24 protein-coding genes, 1 tRNA gene and 1 pseudogene are annotated in these 26,949 nt (G+C 33.1%); 21 read left to right on the forward strand and 5 right to left on the reverse strand.

All coding sequences use genetic code 11. The annotated features are described in order from the left end of the window. Positions 1-52 precede the first annotated feature (52 nt). The 9 genes from hemW to F0000_RS18245 all read left to right on the forward strand — a co-directional run bounded on the left by hemW (position 53) and on the right by F0000_RS18245 (position 8,687). Positions 53-1,189 (forward strand): radical SAM family heme chaperone HemW, encoded by a 1,137-nt coding sequence (hemW, locus tag F0000_RS18205; protein ID WP_149626158.1) that lies wholly within the window; start codon positions 53-55, stop codon positions 1,187-1,189. 29 nt (positions 1,190-1,218) lie between these two features. Beyond that, positions 1,219-2,007, forward strand: a complete 789-nt coding sequence (locus F0000_RS18210; protein WP_149626159.1) for a class I SAM-dependent methyltransferase — start codon at positions 1,219-1,221, stop codon at positions 2,005-2,007. Positions 2,008-2,013: 6 nt separating this feature from the next. Beyond that, positions 2,014-2,766 (forward strand): cyclase family protein, encoded by a 753-nt coding sequence (locus tag F0000_RS18215; RefSeq protein ID WP_149626160.1) that lies wholly within the window; start codon positions 2,014-2,016, stop codon positions 2,764-2,766. Between the two features lie 52 nt (positions 2,767-2,818). Continuing rightward, complete coding sequence (locus F0000_RS18220) at positions 2,819-3,175, forward strand: DUF4260 domain-containing protein (RefSeq protein WP_149626161.1); 357 nt, start codon at positions 2,819-2,821, stop codon at positions 3,173-3,175. Position 3,176: 1 nt separating this feature from the next. After that, positions 3,177-3,791 carry a DUF4230 domain-containing protein gene (locus tag F0000_RS18225; RefSeq protein WP_149626162.1) on the forward strand — a complete coding sequence of 205 codons (615 nt, stop codon included), beginning with the start codon at positions 3,177-3,179 and terminating at the stop codon, positions 3,789-3,791. Continuing rightward, positions 3,792-4,199 (forward strand): GNAT family N-acetyltransferase, encoded by a 408-nt coding sequence (locus tag F0000_RS18230; protein ID WP_149626163.1) that lies wholly within the window; start codon positions 3,792-3,794, stop codon positions 4,197-4,199. Positions 4,200-4,205: 6 nt separating this feature from the next. After that, a complete protein-coding gene (locus F0000_RS18235; protein WP_149626164.1) occupies positions 4,206-4,565 on the forward strand; it encodes an MmcQ/YjbR family DNA-binding protein in 360 nt (119 codons plus the stop codon). Between the two features lie 55 nt (positions 4,566-4,620). Beyond that, positions 4,621-6,390, forward strand: coding sequence for a DNA mismatch repair protein MutS (locus F0000_RS18240; protein WP_149626165.1), 1,770 nt, complete (start codon positions 4,621-4,623; stop codon positions 6,388-6,390). Between the two features lie 269 nt (positions 6,391-6,659). Next, positions 6,660-8,687, forward strand: coding sequence for a carbohydrate-binding protein (locus F0000_RS18245; RefSeq protein ID WP_149626166.1), 2,028 nt, complete (start codon positions 6,660-6,662; stop codon positions 8,685-8,687). A gap of 295 nt (positions 8,688-8,982) precedes the next feature. Here F0000_RS18245 and F0000_RS18250 read toward each other — a convergent pair whose 3' ends face one another. The 3 genes from F0000_RS18250 to F0000_RS18260 form a co-directional block, all read right to left on the reverse strand. After that, positions 8,983-10,083 carry a DUF4407 domain-containing protein gene (locus tag F0000_RS18250; protein WP_149626167.1) on the reverse strand — a complete coding sequence of 367 codons (1,101 nt, stop codon included), beginning with the start codon at positions 10,081-10,083 and terminating at the stop codon, positions 8,983-8,985. A gap of 134 nt (positions 10,084-10,217) precedes the next feature. Next, the gene (locus F0000_RS18255; RefSeq protein WP_149626168.1) at positions 10,218-12,233 is read right to left on the reverse strand and encodes a M56 family metallopeptidase; all 2,016 of its coding nucleotides are present in this window, start codon (positions 12,231-12,233) and stop codon (positions 10,218-10,220) included. Further along, on the reverse strand, positions 12,230-12,601 hold the full coding sequence (locus F0000_RS18260) for a BlaI/MecI/CopY family transcriptional regulator (protein ID WP_149626169.1): 372 nt from the start codon (positions 12,599-12,601) through the stop codon (positions 12,230-12,232). Before F0000_RS18260 ends, F0000_RS18255 begins: the two co-directional genes overlap by 4 nt. Before the next feature lie 224 nt (positions 12,602-12,825). Between F0000_RS18260 and F0000_RS18265 the strand changes: the two genes are divergently transcribed. The 8 genes from F0000_RS18265 (at position 12,826) to F0000_RS18300 (ending at position 20,580) form a co-directional block, all read left to right on the forward strand. Continuing rightward, positions 12,826-13,731 carry a hypothetical protein gene (locus tag F0000_RS18265; RefSeq protein ID WP_149626170.1) on the forward strand — a complete coding sequence of 302 codons (906 nt, stop codon included), beginning with the start codon at positions 12,826-12,828 and terminating at the stop codon, positions 13,729-13,731. 7 nt (positions 13,732-13,738) lie between these two features. Further along, the gene (locus tag F0000_RS18270; RefSeq protein ID WP_149626171.1) at positions 13,739-14,380 is read left to right on the forward strand and encodes a hypothetical protein; all 642 of its coding nucleotides are present in this window, start codon (positions 13,739-13,741) and stop codon (positions 14,378-14,380) included. A gap of 99 nt (positions 14,381-14,479) precedes the next feature. Beyond that, positions 14,480-14,665: a hypothetical protein gene (locus tag F0000_RS18275; protein WP_149626172.1), complete on the forward strand. Its 186-nt coding sequence runs from the start codon at positions 14,480-14,482 to the stop codon at positions 14,663-14,665. Next, positions 14,662-15,318 (forward strand): hypothetical protein, encoded by a 657-nt coding sequence (locus tag F0000_RS18280; protein WP_149626173.1) that lies wholly within the window; start codon positions 14,662-14,664, stop codon positions 15,316-15,318. The genes F0000_RS18275 and F0000_RS18280 overlap by 4 nt, the downstream gene beginning before the upstream one ends. A 156-nt stretch (positions 15,319-15,474) precedes the next feature. Further along, complete coding sequence (locus F0000_RS18285; RefSeq protein ID WP_149626174.1) at positions 15,475-16,470, forward strand: hypothetical protein; 996 nt, start codon at positions 15,475-15,477, stop codon at positions 16,468-16,470. Between the two features lie 60 nt (positions 16,471-16,530). Beyond that, a complete protein-coding gene (locus tag F0000_RS18290) occupies positions 16,531-17,304 on the forward strand; it encodes a hypothetical protein (protein WP_149626175.1) in 774 nt (257 codons plus the stop codon). After that, complete coding sequence (locus F0000_RS18295) at positions 17,304-18,293, forward strand: hypothetical protein (protein ID WP_149626176.1); 990 nt, start codon at positions 17,304-17,306, stop codon at positions 18,291-18,293. The genes F0000_RS18290 and F0000_RS18295 overlap by 1 nt, the downstream gene beginning before the upstream one ends. Position 18,294: 1 nt before the next feature. Then, positions 18,295-20,580 (forward strand): S8 family serine peptidase, encoded by a 2,286-nt coding sequence (locus F0000_RS18300; RefSeq protein ID WP_149626177.1) that lies wholly within the window; start codon positions 18,295-18,297, stop codon positions 20,578-20,580. Positions 20,581-20,627: 47 nt separating this feature from the next. Here the strand turns inward: F0000_RS18300 and F0000_RS18305 are convergent, their stop codons facing one another. Then, positions 20,628-22,031, reverse strand: coding sequence for a dipeptidase (locus tag F0000_RS18305; protein ID WP_149626178.1), 1,404 nt, complete (start codon positions 22,029-22,031; stop codon positions 20,628-20,630). 172 nt (positions 22,032-22,203) lie between these two features. Between F0000_RS18305 and F0000_RS18310 the strand changes: the two genes are divergently transcribed. Next, on the forward strand, positions 22,204-22,701 hold the full coding sequence (locus F0000_RS18310) for a hypothetical protein (RefSeq protein ID WP_149626179.1): 498 nt from the start codon (positions 22,204-22,206) through the stop codon (positions 22,699-22,701). Positions 22,702-22,856: 155 nt separating this feature from the next. After that, positions 22,857-22,938, forward strand: a tRNA-Leu gene (locus F0000_RS18315). Between the two features lie 246 nt (positions 22,939-23,184). Here the strand turns inward: F0000_RS18315 and F0000_RS18320 are convergent. After that, positions 23,185-23,337: pseudogene (locus tag F0000_RS18320) on the reverse strand (recombinase); the annotation flags it as partial. Positions 23,338-23,645: 308 nt separating this feature from the next. Here F0000_RS18320 and F0000_RS18325 point away from each other — a divergent pair. Then, positions 23,646-23,849 carry a hypothetical protein gene (locus tag F0000_RS18325; protein ID WP_149626180.1) on the forward strand — a complete coding sequence of 68 codons (204 nt, stop codon included), beginning with the start codon at positions 23,646-23,648 and terminating at the stop codon, positions 23,847-23,849. 5 nt (positions 23,850-23,854) lie between these two features. Continuing rightward, the gene (locus F0000_RS18330; protein ID WP_149626181.1) at positions 23,855-25,888 is read left to right on the forward strand and encodes a hypothetical protein; all 2,034 of its coding nucleotides are present in this window, start codon (positions 23,855-23,857) and stop codon (positions 25,886-25,888) included. The last annotated feature ends 1,061 nt before the right edge of the window (positions 25,889-26,949 follow it).

Genomic DNA, 26,949 nt, shown 5'->3' on the forward strand with positions numbered 1-26,949 from the left:
TTTGTTCTAAAAAAGCGATACTACCTTATTTTCTCATATAAATAAAACTAATTTGTCTGGTATCTATATCCATATTCCGTATTGCAAGCAAGCCTGTCATTATTGTGATTTTCACTTTTCTACTACCTTAAAAAATAAAGATCAAATGGTTTTTGCTTTATGCAATGAAATCAAATTACGCAGATCAGAAATTGATGATTATGAAGTAATAGAAACTATTTATTTTGGTGGAGGAACTCCAAGCATTTTATCGACAGCTGCACTAAAGTTTATTATTGATACTATTTATGAAAACTACCTGGTATCTGATACTGCAGAAATCACAGTAGAAGCCAATCCTGATGATCTTACAGAAGAAACAATAACTGCGCTATCAAACACTCAGATAAATCGTTTAAGTATTGGCATACAATCTTTTTTTGATGTAGATCTAAAACTTATGAATCGAGCTCACAATGCCGGGGAAGCATTAAGATGTTTATCGATTGCAGCTCAATATTTTGAAAATATATCCATTGATCTGATTTATGGAATCCCGGGAATGACCTCAGAACGATGGACAAAAAACCTAAAAATAGCATTGGATTCTGGAATCCCTCACATTTCTAGTTATGCCTTAACAGTAGAGCCTGATACTGCTTTGTTTTCTTTTATAGAAAAAGGAATTATTGCTCCGGTCGAAGATACACTTGCCAAAGAACATTTTGATATTCTTGTTACAACCATGGAGGGCGCAGGTTTTGAACACTATGAATTCTCTAATTTTGGAAAAACAGGATATTTTAGTAAAAATAATACTGCTTATTGGCAAGGCAAACACTATCTCGGCATTGGCCCCTCTGCGCATTCTTATAACGGAAATCAGCGTAGTTGGAACATAAATAATAATAGTAAATACCTTAAAGCTTTACAGCAAGATGAGCTTCCTGTAGAGATAGAAGAACTGTCGACTACAGATAAATATAATGAATATGTAATGACAAGATTACGAACTACATGGGGACTTTCTTTACAAGAAACAGAAAATAACTTTGGAGATACTTACAAAAAACATTTGCTCAATCAAGCTCAAAAACATCTTGATGAACAGCTACTTTTTCTCGATGGAGATACACTTAGTGTCACCAAAAAAGGAAAGTTTTTAAGTGATGGTATTGCAAGTGACCTTTTCTTGTTAAATTTAAAGTAATTATTTACAATCTATTAAATTTTAAGGTGATGCAAGAAAAATATGATCTTATTGGAGCTGGGTATAATACAACTAGAAAAGCAGATCCTTACCTTTTTAATCGATTACACGACCTTCTTTCTCCATCAAAAGAAGGCACTTATTTAGACATTGGATGCGGGACTGGTAACTATACCAAACTGTTTGATAAAAAAGGATATCAATTCATAGGTGTTGATCCTTCTCAGGAAATGCTTAAAAAAGCAAGATCGGGAAATCATTCTGTCTCATGGAAAATTGGAAATGCAGAAAATTTAGACCTCTTACCCAATAGTATCGATGGTAGTATTGCAAGTTTAACACTTCATCATTGGCATGATCTTACCCAAGGATTTGCATCACTGCGCAGGGTATTAAAACCCGAAGGAAAAATAGTAATCTTTACAGCGACTCCGATTCAAATGAAAGGGTATTGGATAAATCATTATTTTCCTGAAATGCTTCGGGATTCTATACGTCAGATGCCTTCTTTGGAAACCATCAAAAACAGTTTAAAAAACAATCAATTATATATAGAAAAAACAGAAAAATATTTTGTTCAACCAGATTTAGAAGATTTTTTTTTATATGCCGGAAAACACAATCCAAAACTATATTTTGAACCCAAAATAAGACAGGGGATATCTTCATTCTCATCGCTCTCCAACGCTTCAGAAGTAACAATAGGATTAGATAGTTTACAAAAAGACATCCAATCTCATAAAATAAACGATATTATAAAAAGCTATGAGAACACAAATGGAGACTATATCTTTCTCGTAATCAAAACCATAGATTAGAACCGAATGATTACAATCATACACACTAACAACCAAGAATATACCGTGGATTTATCTCGGCCACTGGATATATCAATACCGCTACAATCCAACGAAGAAAATGTCAATGCCTGGTATATCCCTGCGCCAAAAATTGAACCTGTAAAAGAAGGAAATTGGATAGGAAAAGTTTCTGAAGGCGCTTCGACCAATTTTAATTCTATATTTTTTAACCCTCACGGACACGGAACGCATACGGAGTGCGTTGGTCATATTACTTCGGATTTTCATAGTATTAATAAGGCATTAAAACAATTCTTTTTTATGGCTGAACTTATTAGTGTTCTACCTGAAAAACAAGGCGAAGATTTTGTAATTACTAAAAATCAAATCAAAACTGCCATACAATCAAGTCCGCAAGCTCTAATCATACGTACACTTCCTAATAAAAATGAAAAGCTTAGCAAGCAATATTCTCATACCAATTGGGCGTATGTATCTGAAGCTGCTGCTACATATCTCAAAGAACAAGGAATCAATCATCTTTTAATTGATCTGCCCTCTATCGATAAAGAAAAAGATGAAGGTAGATTACTGGCACATAAAGCATTTTGGGATTATCCAGAAGCAACCAGGCATGAAGCAACCATTACTGAAATGATTTTTGTACAAGATGATATAGCAGATGGGAACTATCTTTTAAACCTCCAGATTGCCTCTTTTGAGAACGATGCCACTCCTAGTAAACCTGTTTTATATGAAATTAAGGCTTCTAACTAAATCCAAATATTTATTAATGAATTTCTATCTGAATCCTAAAAAACGTGAATAGATGAAAACTCTTATACAATTAGAAGAATTGGCTATGTTAGGTCTTGGGATTTATCTATTTAGTTTATTACCTTTTTCCTGGTGGATATTTCTGGGCTTATTTTTAGTTCCAGATGTGGGAATGTTAGGATATAGTATTAGTAATAAAATTGGCGCTCTTACTTATAATATATTTCATCATAAAGGAGTAGCTATTTTTTTTTATTTAGTAGGAATATATACTAATAATGAATTGCTAGAACTATCCGGGATTATATTATTTTCTCATGCCTCTTTTGACAGAATTCTTGGGTATGGATTAAAATTAAAAAAAGGGTTTAAATTTACACACCTCGGTGAGATAGGTAAAAAAGATTAATATGGAATTATTATTTGTAGGGCTTATTGCAGGAACAATTCTTGCTTATTTTATTTTTGCAAGATTCAGTATCGCAAAAAAACGTGCAGGCATACAGACACAATCCACTGTATTAATGGAAAAAATTCGTAGTGTATGCAAACTTGTAACAGTAGAAGGCGATTTTGCAGAAATTTACCATTATGAAAGCGTAAAAGAGAAGTTTTTTAGTCTACTCAAAGGAAAGAAAAAAGCATTGATTCTTATTGATGCCAAGGCACATGTTGGATTTGATTTATCTCAGGTAAGATTAGAAAGCGATACCAAAAACAAACGTATCATTTTATCTCATTTCCCAAAACCAAAACTGCTGACAATAGAAACTGATTTTAAATATTATGATAAAAAAGAAGGTTGGCTCAATCCTATGACTTCTACTGATCTTACTGAAATTAACAAAGAAGCAAAACAATATATCATTGATAAAATTCCTCAAAGCGGATTGTTAGAGTCTGCAGGAAAAGAATTGCTCAGTGCTATTTCTTTAATGGAAACAGTGGCACAATCTATAGGGTGGACATTGGATTATTCTTCACTGGAAGTAACTCCCATAAATGATAAAAACATTTTAGAATAAATGAATATTATTATTTCTACAGAAAAAGAACGTCTTGATATCGATTTTATTCATCAATTTTTAACCGATGCATATTGGGCAAAAGGAAGAACAAAAGAAGAAGTAATAACAACTATAGAACATTGTCTTAATTTTGGCGTTTATATAGACAATACTCAGATTGGTTTTGCCAGAGTACTAACCGATTATGCCGTTTTTGGGTATTTGATGGATGTTTTTATTATTGAAGAACACAGAGGGAATGGATATGCTAAAATGCTAGTAAAAACTATTATGGAGCATAAAGACTTACAAAGAATCAAACGATGGATGCTGGCAACATATGATGCACACGGATTATATAAGCAGTTTGGTTTTGATGCCATACCAGACCCTACTATGATTATGGGAAAACTAATTAATAATTAAGACCTAATGGATATTGAAGCTTTCAGAACATATTGTTTATCAAAAAAAGGAGTTACAGAAGAGTTCCCTTTTGATGAGACTACATTGGTTTTTAAGGTTATGGGAAAAATGTTTGCATTAGTAGGATTAGAAAGAATTCCTTTTAGTGCCAATCTGAAATGTGATCCTGATCGTTCTCTAGAACTTAGGGAATACCATCCAGAAATCCAGCCTGGATACCATATGAATAAAAAACACTGGAATACTATTAACTTTTCCGGAGGTTTAGCTACTAATATGTTATGCGAATTAATAGATCATTCGTATGACTTAGTTGTCAGTGGTTTAACCAAAAAAACAAAAGAAGAATTAAAAAATTTAAAATAAAAGAGATAGATAACTAGTTGACTCCTATCTCCATATTTGCCTTTAAAGTTTACTAATGAACAATCCTTTAGAATTTTACGGATCACAAATTGATCTTCATAGTACATCTCTCAAAAAAATAAAAAAGCAACTAACCTTTTCCAGTATGCTAAGGCTCGTTGTATTTTTGAGCATAATCGCTGGAGTTTATCTGGGGTATCCCAATATGCAAATAATTATTGGCAGCATACTCCTTGGCATTATAATTTTTATAGTAATGATAAGTCGCCATAGTAATTTATCTTATACTAAAAACAGACTCCAAAAACTAGTAGAAATCAACCAATTAGAATTAGATGTTTTTAAAAATGACCTAAGCAAACTAGAGTCTGGAAAAGAATTTATTGACCCTACCCATCCGTATAGTCATGATATTGATTTGTTTGGCGACCGATCCTTTTTTCAATACATCAATCGCACCAAAACACGAGCCGGCAAATATACGTTGGCTTCTATTTTTAGAGATAATGAAATTGAAGATATCAAAAGAAAACAAGAAGCCATTAAAAACATATCAGAACTGCCGGAATGGAGACAAGAATTCAGTGCTATTGCATCTCTTGTGGATACAACAGTTTCTGTATCTGTTATCAAAAAATGGCTACAAAACTACGCCCCTTTTGTTCCTAAGATAATGAAAGTACTCCCTGTAATTGTATCTGCGATTTCTGTGCTTATGATTACGCTATTATTCTTAGAATTAATAACGTTTCAATTATTTATTATTTGGTTTTTAATTGGGTTAGGAATTACCGGATCACAACTTAAAAAAATAAATACGCTTTATAGTCACGCCAACAAGGTAAAAGACACATTTGAGCAATATTATAGACTGGTTGATCGTATTGAAAAAATCAGTTTCTCTTCTGATTTACTAAAAGAAAAGCAACAAAATGTGATCAATGATGCAGAAAAAGCTTCTCAAACGCTGAAGCAATTTGCTAAAATTCTGGATGCTTTTGATCAAAGAAATAATATGATGTACGGAATCTTCGGAAACGGATTATTACTATGGGATATTAGACAAAGTTACCGTGTAGAAAAATGGATTGCCACCAATCATAACAAAGTAGAACAATGGTTTGAGGTAATCGCCTTTTTTGATGCTTATAATTCGCTGGGTAATTTTGCTTTTAATAATCCTGATTATATCTACCCAAAATTAACTACAGAAGATGTGATCATAAAAGCCCAGGATTTAGGGCATCCAATGCTTGACACAAATAAACGTGTAGACAATGATATCCATATCAAAAAAGATGAGTTTTTCATTATTACTGGAGCCAATATGGCTGGCAAAAGCACATTTTTAAGAACAGTTGCTCTTCAAATTGTAATGTCGAATATCGGACTACCCGTTTGTGCAAAATCTTGTCAATACAGACCTATCATGCTTATTACAAGTATGAGAACCTCTGATTCTCTAAGTGATGATGCTTCTTATTTCTTTTCAGAACTTACACAGCTTAAAAGAATTGTAGATGTCTTAGATAAAAATGAATACTTTATTATTCTGGACGAAATATTAAAAGGTACAAATAGTAAAGACAAAGCGGCGGGATCCCGAAAGTTTGTTGAAAAGCTAGTTAAGGCAAAAGCAACTGGAATTATAGCTACTCATGATCTAAGTTTATGTGAAATCGCTACAGAGCTACATCAAGTAAAAAATAGGTTTTTTGATGCCCAGATAATAAGTGATGAATTATATTTTGACTATAAATTTAAAGAAGGTATTTGTCAAAATATGAATGCTTCATTTCTCTTAAACAAAATGGGGATTGTATAATATCCCTGCATGCAAGCTAAGTAGTCAATATTTGGTATCCTTAAAAAATCATATACTCTAATACACAAACGATATAGATATCAGAAAAATAAAAATTCATGTTCAAATTCACAACAAATACTAGATCAGTTGTTACAAAAAATAGTTTAGGTCTAGATATTTGTCAAAAATATACTTAATTGAAAGTCAGAAAAAAAAAGCGTATTTTAAATTTAACACAAATTGGTATGCTGATACAAGTATACTAACCAAATCAACTTTTTTTACTCATGAAAAATACATTTCTTTTACTAGCTACTTTTATCATTTTGATAATTAATCCTTTTTATTCACAGGTAAAGTATATTGATGCGGAAAATGCTCAAATACTTAATGATGGTGATATGAGGGATAACAATGTTCTTTATCAAATGAAAGAACAGGGAGACAATATAAGTAAGCCTTGGTTTACCAATACAAACAGAAAAGGACAGAAGGCCATTGCATATCAGCTCAATGGAACCACCACCGGAGAAAGGGTACAACGTTCAGAACATCATATCGTACATTGGAAAACTCCAGAGGATATAAATGTTGGAGACACAAGATATACAGGATTCAGTGTCTACTTGCCAAATGAATGGACAAATCCCGATGATTGGTTATTGTTTCATCAGGTTCAGCAAGTTGCAGCACCAGGACAAAAAGGTAATTTTCCTTTTTTGGGAATCTATGTGAATGGTAGCCGCCCAAACCTTACTGTAAGAAGTGGAAAAAATGGAAACACGGTAAGAAACCCTTCTCCAAAAGGAGTAAAGTTTGAGATGTTCCCTCTTAAGAAAGGAATATGGTATGACTTCGTTGTTGGGTATAAGTTTGAGCCTCATCAAGGAAAAGGTTGGGCATATTGCTGGGTCAAAGAAGCTTCTCAGAAAGATTGGAAAAGATTTGGACAAAAAGACATGAAAGTAGGGTATTCTGAACCAGACTCAAAACTCCTTAATAATAAAATCGGTCTTTATAGAGGTAAATCAAAACTAACTACACGATTATACTACGATGAAATAAGATATTCTAATACTTTTTGTAAAGTTAACATCCCTGGATCTAGTCAACCGGCAGATATACAAGATAATTGTGATGGAAATGGCGGCGGTAGCGGTGGCGATGGTTCTACTACAGATATCAAATTACCAGGCAATTTCCAGGCAGAATCTTATGTTAATAAATCAGGTAGTGTTAAAACCGAAAACACCCCTGGTAGTTCAGGAAAAAACCTTGGATTTATTCGTAATAATGATTACGTAGAATATGATGTAGATGTTACTGAAGGAGGAGATTATATATTTGACTTTATGGCTTCTAGTGCAGGCTCTGGAGGTACTATTGATGTATTAGAAAATGGGAACAAAAGAGGCTCAATTAGTATACCAGTAAATGGTCAGTGGCATTCCTATAAAAAATACAGTACTACAATTCGTTTATCATCAGGGAATAAAAAACTACGATTGATATTCAAAGGTTCTGGTGGATATTTAATGAATCTCGATAGAGTAGTGGTTTCTAAAAAAAGTACTTCTGGCGATGGAGGCAATAGCAGTACCCAAACTACACTTACCCCAATACAGGATGCTTATATACAGGGCTCTTCTCGATATAATAATACCTTAATACGTATAGAGAGAAACAACCGCAATGGATATCTAATGTTTGATCTTTCATCAATAAAAGGGAACATAAAGAAAGCTGAACTTAGTTTTACAATTGCTTCTGATGCTGGAAATGGTAAAGTAGATGTATATAAAGGAAGTACTACTAATTGGACAGAACAAAACATTTCTAATAGTAATAAACCTTCCTCGCAGAATTTATTAGGAACTATAAATGGAACAATGAATATTGGAGACAGGAAAACCATTTCTTTAAATACCAGTGCTATAAACTCAGGGAAGTTAGCATTGGTAATGAGCGCAGCATCTGGTAATGATTTTGCCTTTGCTTCAAAAGAACATAGTTCTGTAAAAAAACCGCAATTAGTTATAACATATGAAAGTAATAGAGCAAATGATATTCAAGATCAAAATGTAATAGCGTATCCTAATCCTTTTACTAATCTATTGATAATAGATCTACAAAATGGACATCGTTATTATCAAATGGATATTATTGATGTAAAAGGACAAAGAGTATATTTGAGAAAAGTTGATGAAAATGATGATGTACTAGAAATGGATTTGCGTACTATACCAAAAGGAATATATTTTGTTCGTTTATCAGGGATTGACAATAATAAAAATCTAAAAATATTAAAGCAATAAAATGAAAAGCTAAGAAACATATAGTCTTAGATAAACTTTTACAAAAACCTCAGCTAAAATGTTAAGTGCAACTTTTAGATGAGGTTTTTTATTTCTTCTTACCACATATAAAACTGATTTATAGCAAATTATCTCGAGACAAGGATACGAGGCATTTATTGAAAAAAAACATTTTGACTTCGAGGCAAGCCTCGGAGCATTTAAATCTCGATTATCGAGTAAAATACAACTTCTATTAAGTTGTAGAGTTATACGATTTATAACTAATCAGTCTCTATTTTAAGAAGAAGTCTAATTACAAGATATCCGTTTGCCTTTTATAAAAAGCATTTTGCTGCTTTTGCATTAGTTCTCTGGCAATCTTCTTTTTATATTGATATAATTCATCTTCTTCTGCAATATCATTGTATACCCTATCATTAATTGTATGATCTGTTTCTAACAAAATTTTGCGCTGGTCAGCTTTCTGCGCTACCCAAGTTTTTATTTCTCCCTCAGCATCTTCAACCTTAAAATCATATTCTCCTTTTGGAGATAATAGTTTTGCAAAAATAGGAGATGTCTCTATTGCTAAAAATAGTAAAAAGATAAAAAATGAAGGAAGCCAGGGTAATGTATTCAGCGCATTGACACGTGCCATCAATCCACCAAAATTGTCAATTATTGGCTGAGAGGTATCTACCTGTTCAGCATACGCTGCCGCTAATTCTGTCTTCTTCATTTCTAATCCTGTTATTTTTTCGGTATTTACTTTTTTTAAATCAACCAATTCTGCCAGCATAGCATCGTGTTTTTCTCTTTTTTCCTTATATACAGGTCCTTTTCCAACTAACTCAGTGCCTTTACGACCTTCTGCTTCAGCTACATATGTCTCATACAATGTATTTACTTCAGTTTCTTTAGCACTTATTTCTCCTTTTAATGTAGCTACTTCATCGTCTATTGCTGTAATTACCGGAGTATATTGCGTTGCTATCTGTTCTTGATTTGCAAGTGTTAAATCATTCTTTTGCTCTAATAAAACCTGATCAATTTCTTTTTCAAAAATTTTTAGTTCCAGAGGTTTAGAAATAACGACTGCAATAATCACTGCCAGAATGATCCTAGGTGTAGCTTGCAATAATTCATCCAGAAAATTATCCTTTTTCTTTATTGTTGAAACTATAAAACGATCTAAATTGAAGATTAACAATCCCCATACGATCCCAAAAAAAATTGCGGTAATATAATTATCGAATACGGTATATAACGCATAACTAGCAGCCAGAAAAGCCATGAATGCAGTAAAAAAAACAGTAGCACCTATACCTGCATATTTATTTTGTTCTCCGTTGGAACTCTGTGCCAACACATCTGCATCTGCTCCAGAGCAGAGAATAAAAAATCTTTTTAACATTATCTAAGGGTTTTTGATTGAATATACATAGAACGCTGATTAACAACCAAATGTTGCACAAAAAACCTCACAATTGTGAGGTTTTGGCTAATTTTACATTTAATAATCGTAATTTATAAAATGACAAATCATTTTTAATTCTTAATTTTTATGATCGTTTTCCCATTCTTGGTTTTTGCATTAATTGACAAGTTATTAGAAGTATTCATCAATCTTTTTGCTTCTTTATAAGAAATACGTTTTCCTTTATAATAAAACTCTGCATTACCTCTTTCTTCCATTTTTTTTACAAACTCAATAGGTGAAGCTGGTTTTGGTCTGGATCTCATAGCTTCTTTTCTTGCAGCCACAGCAGCTTTGTGAGCTTCTTTTCGGGCTTTCATCGCTTCTTTTTTTGCATTCATCATAGCACTGTGCGCATCTTTTGACGCTGCCATAGCAGCTTCTCGAGCTATTTCAGCCGACTTTTTTGCTTCCCTGTGATATTTTCTTTTGATTTCTGCATTTCTTCTAGCCGCTTTTCTAGCTTTTTTTTCTGCATATTTTGACTGCTCCAAGGCCTTTGCAGAAACAGCATATGCACGTTCTTCTGCTCGTATTCTTGCAAGCGCTGCGAGTTCTATAGATTGCTCTCTGGCCAATGCCGATTCCTCCATTGCTATCGCTCTTTGTTCTTCTGCTCTCATTCTGGCTAGTGTTGCTACTTCCATTGCAACGACTCTCTGTTCCTCTGCTTCGTCAAGTGCTTTTTCCGCCATAATCTGTGCTTGTTCTTCTAGGTGATGTATATTTTCGACCGCTTCCATCATTGCAATCTCTGCTGCTTCTTGCTTTTGTATAGCTCGTTCATTTTCTTCCTGTATCCTCTCTTCATAATCAATAATTGACTCTGGCTCCTCTGGAGTCGGAGGAGAAGGTATATCACTTTCTTCATCATTCATGACCTCAGGAACTTCTGGCGGTGGCGGTATATTTATTTGAGGAAATTTCTCGGCTGTTTCCAACTGACTAGAAGATAAATTTTTATAGATATATTTCATTCTATCTAATTCTTTTTTTCTAATAGTAATTCTTTCGTTATTTTTTATACTACCATTTAGATTTTTTGCCCATATATTATATTCTGCTACCATTTCATCAGTAACCCCATCCTGAAATCTTTTAACAGCAATAATATTTTCATCTGCTGATCTATTTTTTGAAATGGTTAATAATGGTTCATTAACAGAAGAATCCATTACTGGCATTCCTCTAATGAATCTTGGTTCTTTTTCTATTTCTTTTGCTACAATCTCATTATTAAAAAATAAAGTGCATACTACTAAAAGAGGTATTAAAGCCATTAATTTTAAGGCTACTCTTTTTTTTGAAAATTCTTTTGTCATCATCTGTAATCGTTTTTTGGTTAATGAATAATTTATAGAACTCGATAATACAGCTTGATTAGGGCTGTTGGGGTAATTAAGGAGTAGATTAAAATAATTTTGTATCGAAAATTGTTGTTTCAACACACTTTGGTCTGCAAGAAACTCATGGTTTAATTTCATTGATTTTTTAATTAAAATAAACAAGGGATTAAACCAAAAAGCAATCTGCAACACCTCTACAAACAGTATATCTAATGTATGTTTTTGTACTACATGTGTTTTTTCATGAAGCAAAACTTCTTCAGGAATATTTCTTTGTTGAAATTCTTTTTTAGGAACAAAAATATAGGTTAGAAATGTATGTGGTACAATAGAATTACTTACTAACACATTAATATGTGAGTGTTCTTTTAATTTCTCATTTCTCCTGATTTTTTTAGATATATCGATCAAATTACGAATAAACCTAAAGCCAAAAACGAATACCCCGACCAGATATAAGCTCCATAAAATAATAGGCACGTAATTAGTAGATTCTTCTGCTACTGGTATATCCCCTGATTGCATTATTATTGGCTTCATAGTCTCCGGAATCATTTCTGATTCTACTGCAATCTCAGTCTCATATGTAAATGTAAGTAATGGTACTGTTAATGCAAACAGTAAGCTAAAAAGGAGATAAAACCTCTTTATACAGTGTATTCTTTCTTTTTCTAAAACCAACTTATAAAAGCTCCATAAAAGGAACAAGCATAGAGAAAATTTTAATAAATAGAGTATCATTTTTTCTGTTTTTGGATTTGCTTATCTACTATTTTTTTAAGTTCTTCTAATTCTGAAGTAGAAAGATCTGTTTCAGAAGTAAAGAATGATGCAAACTGCGACGCAGAGTCGTTAAAAAAGTTTTTGATTAATCCATTAACGTGCTTAGAAAAATAGTCTGTTTTTTTTACTAATGGATAATATTCCCTGGACTTTCCATACAATGTATACGTTACAAAACCTTTATCCGTCATTCTCTTAAGTAAGGTAGCTACGGTAGTAGTTGCTGGTTTGGGTTCTGGAAAAGCATCCAATAAATCTTTCATGAAGGCTTTCTCTAATTTCCAGAGATATTTCATTAATTGTTCTTCTGCTTTGGACAACTGCATTACTCTACATTATTAGAATTTACTCTACAAATGTAGAGTAAAAAAATAATATATGCAATTACTTTTGATTTATAGGCCCTAAAAATCGAGTACAAAAGATCTAATCAAATACCACAAAAAACTTATTTTCAATAATTTAACATTTTTTTTACACTCAAAAAAAAATATAGAACGGGGAATTTGTAACTTTAATAGCATAAAATATAACCAGTAAATATCACACAATGAAAAAAACTCTTGTATTAATAGTGACCTTTTTGGGCACTATTGGATTGTGGGCGCAACACAACTATGACAATCAAAACACTATTTACAGTTTAAATGGAAATGTGGGAATTACAACTACAGCTCCAGAAGCCAGATTACATGTAAATGCTTTAGAAAGAAAGGCATTTAGAATCTATCGCGAAAACAGAACCGACAAATACCTGAGTATATGGCATGGTACAGGTGGAGCCGTAATTGAACCCATACGTACCGATAACTCAACAGGAGTATTATATCTGGGAGGATATGACACTCCTACTAATACATTCTTTGCTAGAAAAGGAGGAAACGTTGCTATAGGAACAACTGATGTAGAGGCCAAACTACACGTAAATGCCTTAGAAAGAAAGGCATTTAGAATCTATCGCGAAAACAGAACCGACAAATACCTGAGTATATGGCATGGTACAGGTGGAGCCGTAATTGAACCCATACGTACCGATAACTCAACAGGAGTATTATATCTGGGAGGATATGACACTCCCACAAATGTGTTTTTTGCCCGACAAGGAGGAGATGTTGGTATCGGCACTACAAACACCAGAGGCTATAAACTAGCCGTAAATGGAAATGTTAGAGCAAAAGAAATTGTAGTAGAAGCTTCACCCTGGCCTGATTTTGTTTTTAAATCTGAGTACCACCTCCCTACATTAACAGAAGTTGCAGAGCATATCAAAACTAAAGGGCATTTGCCAAATATTCCATCTGAAAAAGAAGTAACAGAAAATGGAATTAAACTAGGGGAAATCAATTCAAAACTATTACAAAAAATAGAAGAACTCACCCTGTATACTATCCAGCAACAGGAAGAAATTAATGAATTAAAATCATTAGTTAATACATTTCTAAAATCAAAAAAATAATACAGAAATGAAAATAATAATATTTATTATTCCCATTTGTTTTTTATCAGTACAATCTTATTCTCAAATTCTTACTTCAGAAATAGCAGTAGAACCAACTGGAAACAAAACAATAGTTTCTGGTTTGCTTGAAGTAAAAGCACCATATGATGGTATTTCTCAATTCACTGTAAATACCACCTCATCAAACGCAGAGTTACGGTTTAGTAAAAATGACACAATCAAAGGTTTTATCTGGTATAATGCATCTAATAACTTAATGGCTTTTGGAAGAGGAAGTGCAACCAATAGTTTCTTTACCACTACCGACGGGAAGTTTGGAGTAGGGACTACAACTCCACGTGGCAAATTAGAAATAAAAGCACCATATTCTGGAGATTCTCAGCTTATCATCAATACAACCTCATCAAATGCAGAGTTAAGATTTAGCAAAAATAGTACAACCAAAGGTTTTGTCTGGTATGATGCGTCTAATGATTTAATGGCTTTCGGAAGAGGGAGTGCAACAAATAGTTTCTTTACCACTACCGACGGAAAGTTTGGAGTAGGGACTACGAATCCTACAGAAAAGTTGCATGTAAATGGAAATATTAGAGCAACTGCCCCAGTATGGGCTGATTTTGTTTTTGATAAAACATATGAACTATAAACTCTTGAAGAAGTTGAAAACTATATAAATAAACATAAGCACCTTTCAGAAATACCAACAGAATCTGAGGTAGCCAAAAATGGTATCAACTTAGGTGAAATGGATGCAAAACTTCTTCAAAAAATAGAAGAACTTACTCTTTACACTATTCAACAAGAAAAAGAAATTAAAGCACAAAAAGAAGTTATTATGATACAACAAAAAGATATTGAGAAATTAAAGAAACTATCTTATCGATTATCTAGACTGGAAAATATTTTAAAATTAATATCTAATAAAGAATGAAAAAAACAATACTTACAATGTTGCTAGCAACTACTTTTATAGGAGTTAAAGCACAAAACACCTTTCCTACTACTGGGAAAGTAGGAATAGGAACTTCAAGCCCATCTGCTCCTTTGGAGATAAATCAAACAGAGAATTCTAACGCTGATAGGGCATTATTAATATCTGAACCTAACAATAGCCAAAAAATCTATTTACACCTCGCTGATAATGCAAATGGAGAATATGGCTATTTCCACTTAGGAGGAACAACCAATCTTAGAGGTAATGGACAGCATTCTTCATTTGATGGTTCTTTAGGAATAGGAACTTCAAATCCTGGAGTATGGAAACTAGCAGTCAATGGCAAAATTAGAGCAAAAGAAATAAATGTTGAAACTAATTGGTCTGATTTTGTTTTTTACGATGATTATATATTACCTACTCTTCAGGAAGTTGAAAAACATATTACAGAAAAAGGGCATTTAAAAGATATCCCTAGTGCCAATGAAGTAAAAGAAAATGGGGTGTTTTTAGGCCAAATGGACGCTAAGCTTCTCCAAAAAATAGAGGAACTTACACTATACACTATCCAGCAGGAAAAGCAACTAATCACACTTCAGAGAACTCTAAAATCTGTTCAGGAAGAATTAAAAAATATAAAGAAGAAGTAATACTATATCAATTCATCTTATATATGAATGAATAATGCTTATTAAAGTATTCTTTATCTATACCAAATTAGCATGTATTGAATATTCATAAAGCCTTAGAAAACACATTTCTTATTTTAAATAGTATCAATCAATTAACCTTCAAATTTTATTCAAATGAAAAAAATATTGTACACTGCTGTTATTATACTGATAACATTTCAATTTTATGCTCAAGACCAAACCGTTAATGGAAAACTTACCGTTACAAAACAAGTAAACTGGGGAAGTACCGGAGCTGTATTGAAGACAGATCAAGGAGCATCTATAGAGCTTCGGGGAACCGGAATTCCATATTTTGACTTTTCTAATGATGCCGCTATAGATTTTGATATGAGATTAATCCTTATGAATGATAATGAGCTTTCAATCCAGGGAGGAAATGTCAAAATGAGCAATAAACTTAGCACCGGTCAAAGTATTAATTGGGGAAATACAGGCGCACTCCTAAATACAGATCAAGGAGCATCTATAGAGCTTAGAGGAACTGGAGTTCCTTACTTTGATTTTTCTAATGATGCCACCACAGATTTTGATATGAGATTAATCCTTATGAATGATAATGAGCTTTCAATCCAGGGAGGAAATGTCAAAATGAGCAACAAACTTAGCACAGGTCAAAGTATTAATTGGGGAAATACAGGCGCACTCCTAAATACAGATCAAGGAGCATCTATAGAGCTTAGAGGAACTGGAGTTCCTTACTTTGATTTTTCTAATGATGCCACTACGGATTACGATATGAGATTAATTCTAAGAGACAACAATACATTAGGAGTTTCTGGAGGAAATCTGGCAGTGGATGGAACAATAAAGACTAAAGAGGTTGAAGTAAAAACAAATGTATGGGCAGATTTTGTTTTTAAAAATGATTATAACCTCCCAACATTAAAAGAAGTCGAACATCATATCCAGGAACATGGTCACCTTTCTGATCTTCCTTCTGAAGAAGAAGTAATCAAAAATGGAATTAATCTAGGTGAAATGAATGCAAAACTCCTTCAAAAAATTGAAGAGTTAACCTTATATACCATCCAGCAAGAGAAAGAAATTAGAAGGTTACAATCTATAGAAAAAAGGCTCGATGATATTGAAAAACTGGTAAAAAACTAAAGAATAGCATATGTTCATAAAATCAAATTTTAATTAACTCTTTTAAAACTAAAATCAATAATGAAAAGAATTTTAAATAGTTTATTATTAGCTGTAATAATTCATGTGAGTTGCTATAGCCAGCAAACGTTTGAGGATCAAATAAAAATCAATCAATCAGAAAACAAATACCCTTCCTTAAGAATTACTACCCGACAAGGCTTGTTTAATGGAGGGCATCCTCATCTCTACTTTCTGAATACGGGAGGAGACTTCACAACTCCTGCCTCTACTCCGGCTGGCAGGTTATTAGGCACTATAATTTATTCGGGTTATGACGGAGCATCAAATGTGCAAATAGGTAGAATAGCAGTTGCTACTACCGGAGAATTTTCACCGGGGAATTATCCTGCCAGAATGGATTTCAAAATAGGAGGAACAGGCACTTGTTGTGGAATCACAAGAATGTCTATTGATGGAGTTACAGGAAATGTTGGAATTGGCACCACAAACACTGGATCCCACAAGCTAGCCGTAGAAGGATCCATAGGTTCTAGACAGGTAGTAGTACAAACAGGCAACTGGTCTGATTTTGTTTTTGAAAAAGAGTATCAACTTCCCTCATTAGCAGAAGTCGAAAATCATATTCAGGAACATGGACATCTTTCTGAGATTCCTTCTGAAGAAGAAGTGATCAAAAATGGGATTGATCTGGGCGAAATGGATGCAAAACTTCTCCAAAAAATTGAAGAGCTAACCTTATATACCATCCAACAAGAGAAAGAAATAAGAAGATTACAATCTGTAGAGAAAAGATTGGATGACCTTGAAAAGCTACTTAAATCTAAAAAATAATGAAAAATCGAATTTTTACTTTGATTCTTGTTAGTACAGGACTCATTATCAATGCACAAAACACTTTCCCTTCTAGTGGAAATGTAGGAATAGGCACAGTAAGTCCTTCAAAATCTTTAGAAATTAACGGCGACATTCTTTTACGCAATAGCACCGGGTTAAAACAAATTTTCACCTGGAATCCCACGGATACTAACTGGAGAATAGGAATGAATGATAATCCTGGGTTTACCAGGTCTATGTTGACTAGACATGTACAGTACTTAACGTATGCTGCAGGCACTAGACAGGGCTTTGCAATTGGTGTTAATGGAGGGGATTCTAGCCTCGAAGTAAGAGGCTCTGACCACGCTACCTTTTTTAGAGGTAATGTGGGAATAGGAACCCCTAATCCATCAAAAAAACTGGATATAAATGGAGATATTCTATTACGTAACAGTACTGGATTAAAACAAATTTTCACATGGAATCCCACGGATACTAACTGGAGAATAGGGATGAATGAGAATCCTGGGTTTACCAGAGCCATGTTGACCAGGCATGTACAATATTTAACCTATGCTGCAGGTACTACACAAGGATTCGCTATTGGTGTTAATGGAGGGGACTCAAGTTTTGAAGTAAGAGGATCTGACCACGAGGCTTTTTTTAGAGGTAATATTGGAGTTGGAACTACTGATACAGGGTCACACAGATTAGCTGTAGAGGGGTCTATAGGTTCCAGAGAAGTAGTAGTACAAACAGGTAGTTGGTCTGATTTTGTTTTTGAAAAAGACTACTATCTACCTAGTCTGGAAGAAGTCGAAAATCATATTCGGGAACATGGACATCTTTCTGATATTCCTTCTGAAAAAGAAGTAATTAAAAATGGAATCAATTTAGGCGAAATGGATGCTAAGCTTCTTCAAAAAATTGAGGAGTTAACATTATACGTAATACAACAGAATAAAAGAATTAGAACTTTAGAAAGCCAACTTAAAGAAAAATAAAATGAAACAATCATATAAAACCGTAAATCAAAATAATAAGATAAAAATTATATGCTTATTTATCTTATCACTCATCTTTTTAATTTTACCTCTAAACATTTTTGGACAAGATCAATTAGACAATTTTTATTATTACGAAGGGTCTAAAGTGTACCTTGAGGTAAATAAACAAAAACTCTCAATTTCTTTTAAAGGAGAAAATGCAATTAACACATTTAATAGTATTCGCGCTTCAAAATCTGAAATTATTGAAGACAAAACCAAAACTAGCGTTATTCCATTAAAAGAAAATTCCAACAATAATAATCATTCAGAAAAGATTTATTATATGGAATTGAATACCAATCCTTCATCAATTAGAGATTATAGATCTTTAATCGAAAATTACAAAAAGTTATCAAATGTATTAATGATATCTCCTACCTATAAAATTAATGGAGGCGAGTTTGGGCTTTCGAATAATTTTTATGTAAAACTAAAACATGCAGAAGATCTAAACTTACTCAGACTAAAAGCCAAGGAAATGAACCTACAAATATTAGGGAAAAATAAATTCATGCCGCTTTGGTTTACCCTCTCAATTCCTTCTCCTAGAAGTTTAAATGCTTTAAATTATGCTAATCTTTTTTATGAAACAGGTCTTTTTGAAAGTACAGAACCTGCTTTTATGTACCATAACCTTCTTAATACCAATGATCCCTATTTTAATGATCAGTGGACGTTGAAAAACACTGGACAAAGTGGAGGAAATGCTGGAGTAGATATAAAAATAGAGCAGGCTTGGAATATTGCTACTGGCAGCAATATTAGAGTTGCTGTTATAGACCAAGGCATTCAACTTAATCACCCTGATCTTCAGAGTAATATATCTGGAACAGGATATGACGCTCAAACTGGCACTTCACCATCACAAGTCAGAGGGGCTCATGGTACCGCTTGTGCTGGAATTATTGGAGCTGTTTCAGAAAATAATATAGGAGTTGCTGGGGTTGCCCCTGATTCTGAATTGATGTCTATAAGTGTAGGTTTTGGATTTGGCACAACTATTCAGATGCTTGCAGATGGTATGAATTGGTCCTGGCAAAATGGAGCAGATATAATCAGCAACTCTTGGGGAGGTGGAACTCCTAGTAATTTGTTTAATAACTCGGTAACAAATGCATTGACCAATGGTAGAGGTGGACTTGGTAGTATTGTCGTTTTTTCAAGTGGTAATAGCAATGTAAATGGAGCACAATATCCATCTAATTCTAACCCTCTTATTTTATGCGTTGGCGCCATAGATCGCTGCGGTGTGAGATCTGGAAGAATTGATATTGTGCCAGATTCCTGTGATCCCTGGTGTTCTAACTGTCTCCCTGGAAGTAGTTTTGGAACTCCTCTCGATGTTGTTGCTGGAGGAACTAGTGTGCCTACGACCGATCGAACAGGAGATGTTTCCGGGAGCGGAGATTACAACCCTTCTTCTACCAGTCCTCCTAATAATTATTCTAATTTTGACTATGACAGATGGTTTGGCGGTACTTCTGCTGCCTGTCCTTTTGTTTCTGGAGTAGCAGCATTAGTATTGAGTGCAAACCCAAATTTAACTGTTCAAGAAGTTAATACAATTATTGAACAATCAGCTCAAAAAGTGAGAACAGATCTATATAACTATTCTAATACGGGAGGAAGACCTAACGGAACCTGGAATAATGAATTGGGCTACGGGTTAGTCAATGCATATCAAGCATTACTATTAGCTCAGGATTGTCCAGATAACCTTACTATTATTCAAAATGTTTCTTCTGGACAAACCGATACCCAAAAAGCGGCAAATACCTTAACAGCAAGCAATACAATTGCTAGTGGAGGAATCGCTACTTATACTGGTGGTCAAAAGGTAGTTTTAACAACTGGTTTTAAAGCAAACAATGGTTCCAGTTTTGTAGCAAAAATAGAAGATTGTGGTAATACTATTACAGAAACCATAGCTAATTTAGAAACAGAAAGTATACAAGTAAAAAGTGAGTCAATTACTATAGATATAGGAGATAAAAATCGTTTTGCCTTGCATCCTAATCCTACTGATAAGACTTTTACTATAACTGCAAATCATTTATTTGTCAAAGACGGTGCTATTTCTTTGAAAATTTATAATACAATAGGAGTACTTCAATCACAAAAAGAAAATCTGGAAATAGATACAGAAATTGATGTTAGATCACTGCCAGAAGGGCTTTATTATATTATAATTACTGATACTAATGGAACATCCTACTCAAAAAGACTAGTAATCAAAAAATAAAAACCAACTAAGTGGGTATGTTAGACCATACCCACTTATTATTTATTTTAATAGTATTCATTTTCTGCGGAATACTCTGTGAAATACTTATAGAAGAGTGGAATGGTTTCAATTCCTTTTAGATAATTCCAAATACCAAAATGTTCATTTGGAGAATGAATTGCATCACTATCTAAGCCAAATCCCATAAGGATTGTTTTACTTTTTAATTCTTTTTCGAATAAAGAAACAATCGGAATACTTCCTCCGCTTCGCTGTGGTATAGGTGTTTTTCCAAAAGTGTCTTTATAAGCCCTACTTGCTGCCTTATACTCTATAGTATCTATCGGGGTTACATATCCTTGTCCTCCGTGATGTGGCGTTACTTTTACAATCACAGCATCTGGTGCTATATTCTCAAAATGGTTTTTAAATAATTCTGTAATTTCTTTCCAATCCTGATTGGGTACTAAGCGCATAGAAATTTTGGCACATGCCTTACTTGCAATCACCGTTTTAGCTCCTTCTCCGGTATATCCTCCCCAGATTCCGTTTACATCTAGTGTAGGTCTAATAGAATTACGTTCATTTGTTGTATATCCTTCTTCTCCGTAGATATCATTGATATCCAAAGCTTTTTTATAAGCCTCTATAGAAAAAGGTGCTTTTGCCATTACTGTTCGTTCATCTGCGGATAATTCTTCCACTTTATCATAAAAACCCGGTATTGTAATTCGATTATCCTCATCATGTAGCGAAGCAATCATTTTGGTCAATATATTAATTGGATTAGCCACAGCGCCTCCATATAATCCACTATGCAGATCTCTATTGGGGCCTGTCACCTCTACTTCTACATAACTTAAACCTCTTAATCCAGTAGTTATAGAAGGTACATCTTTTGCAATCATACCCGTATCGCTAATCAAAATGATATCATTTACTAATTTCTCCTGATTTCTTTCTACAAACCAGCTTAAACTATTACTTCCTACTTCTTCTTCTCCTTCGATCATAAACTTTATATTGCACGGGAGTTGATCCGTTTTAGTCATTAATTCTAATGCCTTTACGTGCATATACATCTGTCCCTTATCATCACAGGCTCCACGAGCAAAAATGGCTCCATCCGGATGCAATTCGGTCTTTTTGATTACTGGTTCAAAAGGTGGACTATCCCAAAGGTTAATGGGATCTGGTGGTTGCACATCATAATGCCCATAAACCAAAACAGTAGGAAGTTTGGAGTCTATAATCTTCTCTCCATAGACAATAGGATACCCTGGGGTTTCACATATTTCTACCAGATCACACCCTGCTTTTTCGAGGCTTTTTTTTATCTCATCAGCTGTTTTAATCACATCTTTTTGGTAAGCAGAATCAGCACTGATAGATGGAATTTTTAATAGTGTTATAAGTTCATTAATAAAACGATCTTTATGTTCATTAATGTAGGATTGAGTATCTTGCATGGGATTGAGTTAATTTTGGTCTAAAAGTAATGAAAATGAAATAATTTGATACTAAAAAAAGATCCATATCCAATTTGATCCAATGCATAACATACCTATAAAATACAACGGATGATTTTATTTAGTATTACGATTAATTACAGTAAATTTATAGGATAAAGAGTAGTCTCTAATGGATAACAAATGCAAAAGGGATCAGTTTTTACAACGGATATATATCTTTCTGGACTCTCTACCTATTTGTTATACATTAACACCAATGACAACAGAAACATTTTTACCCGGAATCAAGATCCAGCACGGTACATTATTGATCGATACCAAAAAGCTTGTATCTCCTGGTGACATTCTACATGAAGCAGGGCATATTGCTGTATCATTACCCGAAGACAGAAGATGTCTGAGTAACAATATAACTACAAATAACAAATCAAAAAATGGAGAAGAAATAGCTGTGATGTTATGGTCATATGCGGCAGCTTTGCATATTGGGATACAACCAGAAGTTGTTTTTCATAAAGAAGGATACAAAGGTGAACATATATGGATTTTAGAAAAATATCGTCAGCAAACCTTTATGGGGTTACCCTTACTACAATGGATGGGGCTTACCTATATGGATAGAGAGCAATCAAATTTTCCTAAAATGAAAAAATGGTTGCGGATATAAACTACCTTGAGGCAAGCCTCCTTTAATTTAAATCTTGAGTATTGAGTAAATCTTTTTTTTTTCAAAAAAACAATATAAGTGCTTTGAGTTTTATACATATTGTTTATATTTGCACTCGATTTTACAGATAGTCCTAAGTTTCTGTAAAAAATAATGCGGGCGTGGTGGAATTGGTAGACACGCTAGACTTAGGATCTAGTGCCGCGAGGTGTGGGAGTTCGAGTCTCCCCGCCCGCACAGCAAAGGATAAGCTGAATCGAAAGGTTCAGCTTTTTTGTTTTCCTAAAACAAACACTTATTTTAGCCACCATCCTAATTTTACCCTCTCTGTCTCATATTCTTTGTCATTGAATCATATTACAAAACACTCTCTATTCCACTCACTGACCATTGCAAATATAGCCGTTCGCCTTTGCGCGCTTGCAAGGCAGGCTAAAGAACGCTTATATTTTTTTCGTGAGGTGAGGGCGCGTTCTTTGATGTTTAAAAATTAATAACACTATCAAGTGCGTCATCAGCCTCTTTGTGTATAAAGTTGGCTTGATAATTAATTGTGGTTTTTAAATCACTATGTCTGTAAAGTTTTTGTAGCATCAAAGGGTGAATTGACTCTCCAGCAATGTTGCCAAATGAATGAGAAGGGGCAACACTACTGTTACCACTATTTTTTGGATGCTCATATTTAGACAATCGTAATTCCAGTTCTTTGACACGGCTAGTCAAGATGATAACTTGTTCCAGAAGTTGGGCGATAAATTCCTTGTCTGTCATTAGGATTACTAAAATCTGAAATTTTAAACTAAATTCCAAATAATCAAAGGATAACAATACAATCCGGTGAATAGTTACGATTTCTAATCATGCAAGCTTCTAAATTTAATGAAAAAATCTTGCTAAATATTAATCAATATTAGTTAGTTTTATTGAGGGAAAATTTCTAATACATGCAACAGCTTATCATCCAATTAAAACGGTTAGGAAAAAAGAAAATATTCACTATCCCAGTATATAGCCAGCATAGAGGTAGAATATTTCTTCCTTTTATAGATGATGCCCCTAAATCAACAGAAATTATTTCTAAAATGAAGTTGCTGTCAGAAGATAATAACATAATAGACCCTACCATTTTAGCTAAAATTAATAAATAGTCATTATGAAAACTAAAATTATAATGGTTCTCTTTTTATGTAGCAGTTTTATAAGAGCTCAGCACTTACACTTAGAGAAACATATAGACCTGTTAAATCAAAAAATAGAAGGCTTAAATGTCGAAAATCGTAAGACCTCAAACCTGTCGTATAATTCACTATCACAAACATCAGCTCACTATTTCGAAATCCAAACAGAAAATCCGAACAAGTTCATTGAACGTCTTTTGGAAGTAAACGATTTACAAATATTAATTACAGAATACCCTAATTTAATTACTGATTTTGATCTTTTATTAGTCCGGAATATATATAAGGATTATGATGATAAAAAAATCATTAAGTTCAGAACTTATGAGATTGGTAATGGGCAGGATCACGAGATTTCTTTTCCTATTAAGAAAAAGTGGCAAAAGGACAACCTTAAAACCATCTATAAAATTAGAACTAATAAAAAGAAAGGAAATACTACTGTTTCCGGTTTCTTGTTAAGGAACAATTTTATTACTAAAAAAATCCCCCTAAAATATAAGAGCTATATAGCCTATACAGATAAGATTATTGATCCCGATTTTAATTTATTCATTAAAAGCGATAATAACAATACTTCCAATTTTGCAAGCACTAAAGTTTTTGATGATCTATCAAAATATTACCAACGAGCTACAAACAAACCAGTATACGACAAAGATAAATATGATGCATATCTGGATCAACAGAAAAAATGGCTGCAAAAAAAGAGATTCTTTTCTGATAGTTTGTTCAAACATGATACTATTTTCCAACAAAAACTTTTTGCTGCTATTGATTTTGCCAAGGAAAACAAAACATCTAATACAGATTTAGAATTTTTTATAGGGCAATTGATTTCCAAGAAAACAGCAATCAATTTTATGAGAAAAAATCCGCGTATCGGTAGTTGTAGCTTTGACAACTCTCCTAGAGCACAACTCGCAGAAATGGCTAGAATATCTGCATCTATTGCTAATTGGGATGTATTTATAAAATCAAGTATGAATTTATTAAACGATCGTGCCAATCGAATTGCCAGTAGTAATATAGCAACCAATAGTAGAGATACATATATTAATCAATTAGAATTGCTCAACCTAGATATACCCATGCTATTAATAGGGTCTGGCATAAAAATACAGGCTCCAAGAAAAGGACATTACTTTTCTGATTCAAATAAAATAGGCCAAGCATTTGCCAATTCCTTTAAAGAGAATAAAAATAGGTTTGAAGATATTGTAGGAGATATCATAAGTAATCCCGAAATGGATACTTTTAATAAATTACATTTTTATAATACCTATCAAAACTATAAACACTTTATAGTAGATTCTATAGAAAAACAAAGGATACAACGTCATCTTGATACACTTATCAAACAAATGCCTTATGAGTTAAAATCAAGGATAGAAAGGCCTGATAAACAATTAGAGGATTTATTGATTCGTGAAAAAGAATTAATAGACAAGTATGATATTACAAAATCTGTTATTGCACATGTGAGTTCTTACAGCTTTAGCGGATATAGTTGGAATGCTACTTTAAATGAAAAAAATGAAAATGAAAAAATTTTCTATAACCTCAGAATGAGTTTGGAAGATAGTTTGACTCCTTTACGAAATTTTGAAACTCACAAAAAAAGAATTCTTAAACGTATAAAAGACCACAATTTTCTAATGAAACTGGCAGAAGATGGATCAATAAATAGTATCCATATAAATTTTACTAACAATAAATCGTTTGTAAATCATCGAGGTAGAGAAACTGAAGATATGCCTATAGAAATCTTAGCCAAGATAGATCTTAAAGATGCGATCTCGTTTTATACATTTTCTGATAAAAGAAAAAGTCTCAGATGGATTCTCACAAAAGATGGAAAATTAATCTTGTTAAAGATTTTTAAAGACATTAAACTTGCGAACTATACTTTTGAAGAGCTGTTGACCAAAACAGAAAAATCTGCTTTATTTTCGACAAAATATTATAGTTATAGAGGTTTCGATAGCTCTGGGAATCTAATTTTTTAATAATGTTGAAAACTGGAAATAACAGCTTATAATCTTTACAATTACAAGATACTGATTTACATAACTATACAAACACTGGAAGTTAGAAAAATCATATATAAGCGTGTTTCTAACTTCCATCATATACTTTTCTTATAGAAATACTCTAATACGATTTGTGATTAAAAAATTCGTATAAAATATGATAAGCAATATTAACTTAGGTTAATTTGGTTTCATCTACAAAAATTCAATGGCACTATAACTCCGAAATCAGTGGCACAAATCGAAACGAATTAACCAGCTTATATTACCATTAAAAATTATGGAAAGAAACAGAAAGAACATCCCTAGAAATCCCTCAAAAAAGAGAATGCAACAGAATATTCATTAAAAAACTTACTAAGAAAAGTGAACCTTTAAAAAAAAACTATTGTAAAGACATTTGTGATTAAAAAATTCGTATAAATTCATTGAATTATTTTTTCTTTATGCAAGGCAAAAAAATCAAGCATAGCTATAGCTACGGTTTATTTTTTAAACGAAGTAGAAAGGAAAAAGAAACGATGAATATGCGAAATTTTTAGTTATAAATCGTATTAATACTATTGTGATCAGTAGAACTATTTTTGGAATATTATATCTCTCAAAATACTTCTTTTAGTGCTACTGTAAAAATGATCAGATCGTTTAAAAAAGTAAGAGATGCTTGCAAAGAGTAAACAATTTATAGTAACGAATCAATTCAAAATGGATAAAACATTAGGTAATACTACTAAAAAAAGATACTACTACAAATGTACTGAAAATTGTATCTGCCATTTATCTTGTAATGAACACCATAAGGCTAGGCAAGGAATTGCAGGAAAAAATTACCAAAAAACAATACATTAAGAGAAAAAAGAACTTGGAACAAGAACTAGACTCTAGACATTAGTATTACAGTTATCCCTCGTTGAGAGTGTAAATATAACCTTGTCTGAATACTAAATTTTTAATTTATACATTATTCAGATAAGATGACAAAGACAGAACAGCAAGAATTAGAAAAGAAAGCTCTAGAACAGTTTATGACTGGCAAG

Origin of the sequence: Aquimarina sp. RZ0, assembly GCF_008370685.1 — a bacterium.
Lineage (GTDB): Bacteria > Bacteroidota > Bacteroidia > Flavobacteriales > Flavobacteriaceae > Aquimarina.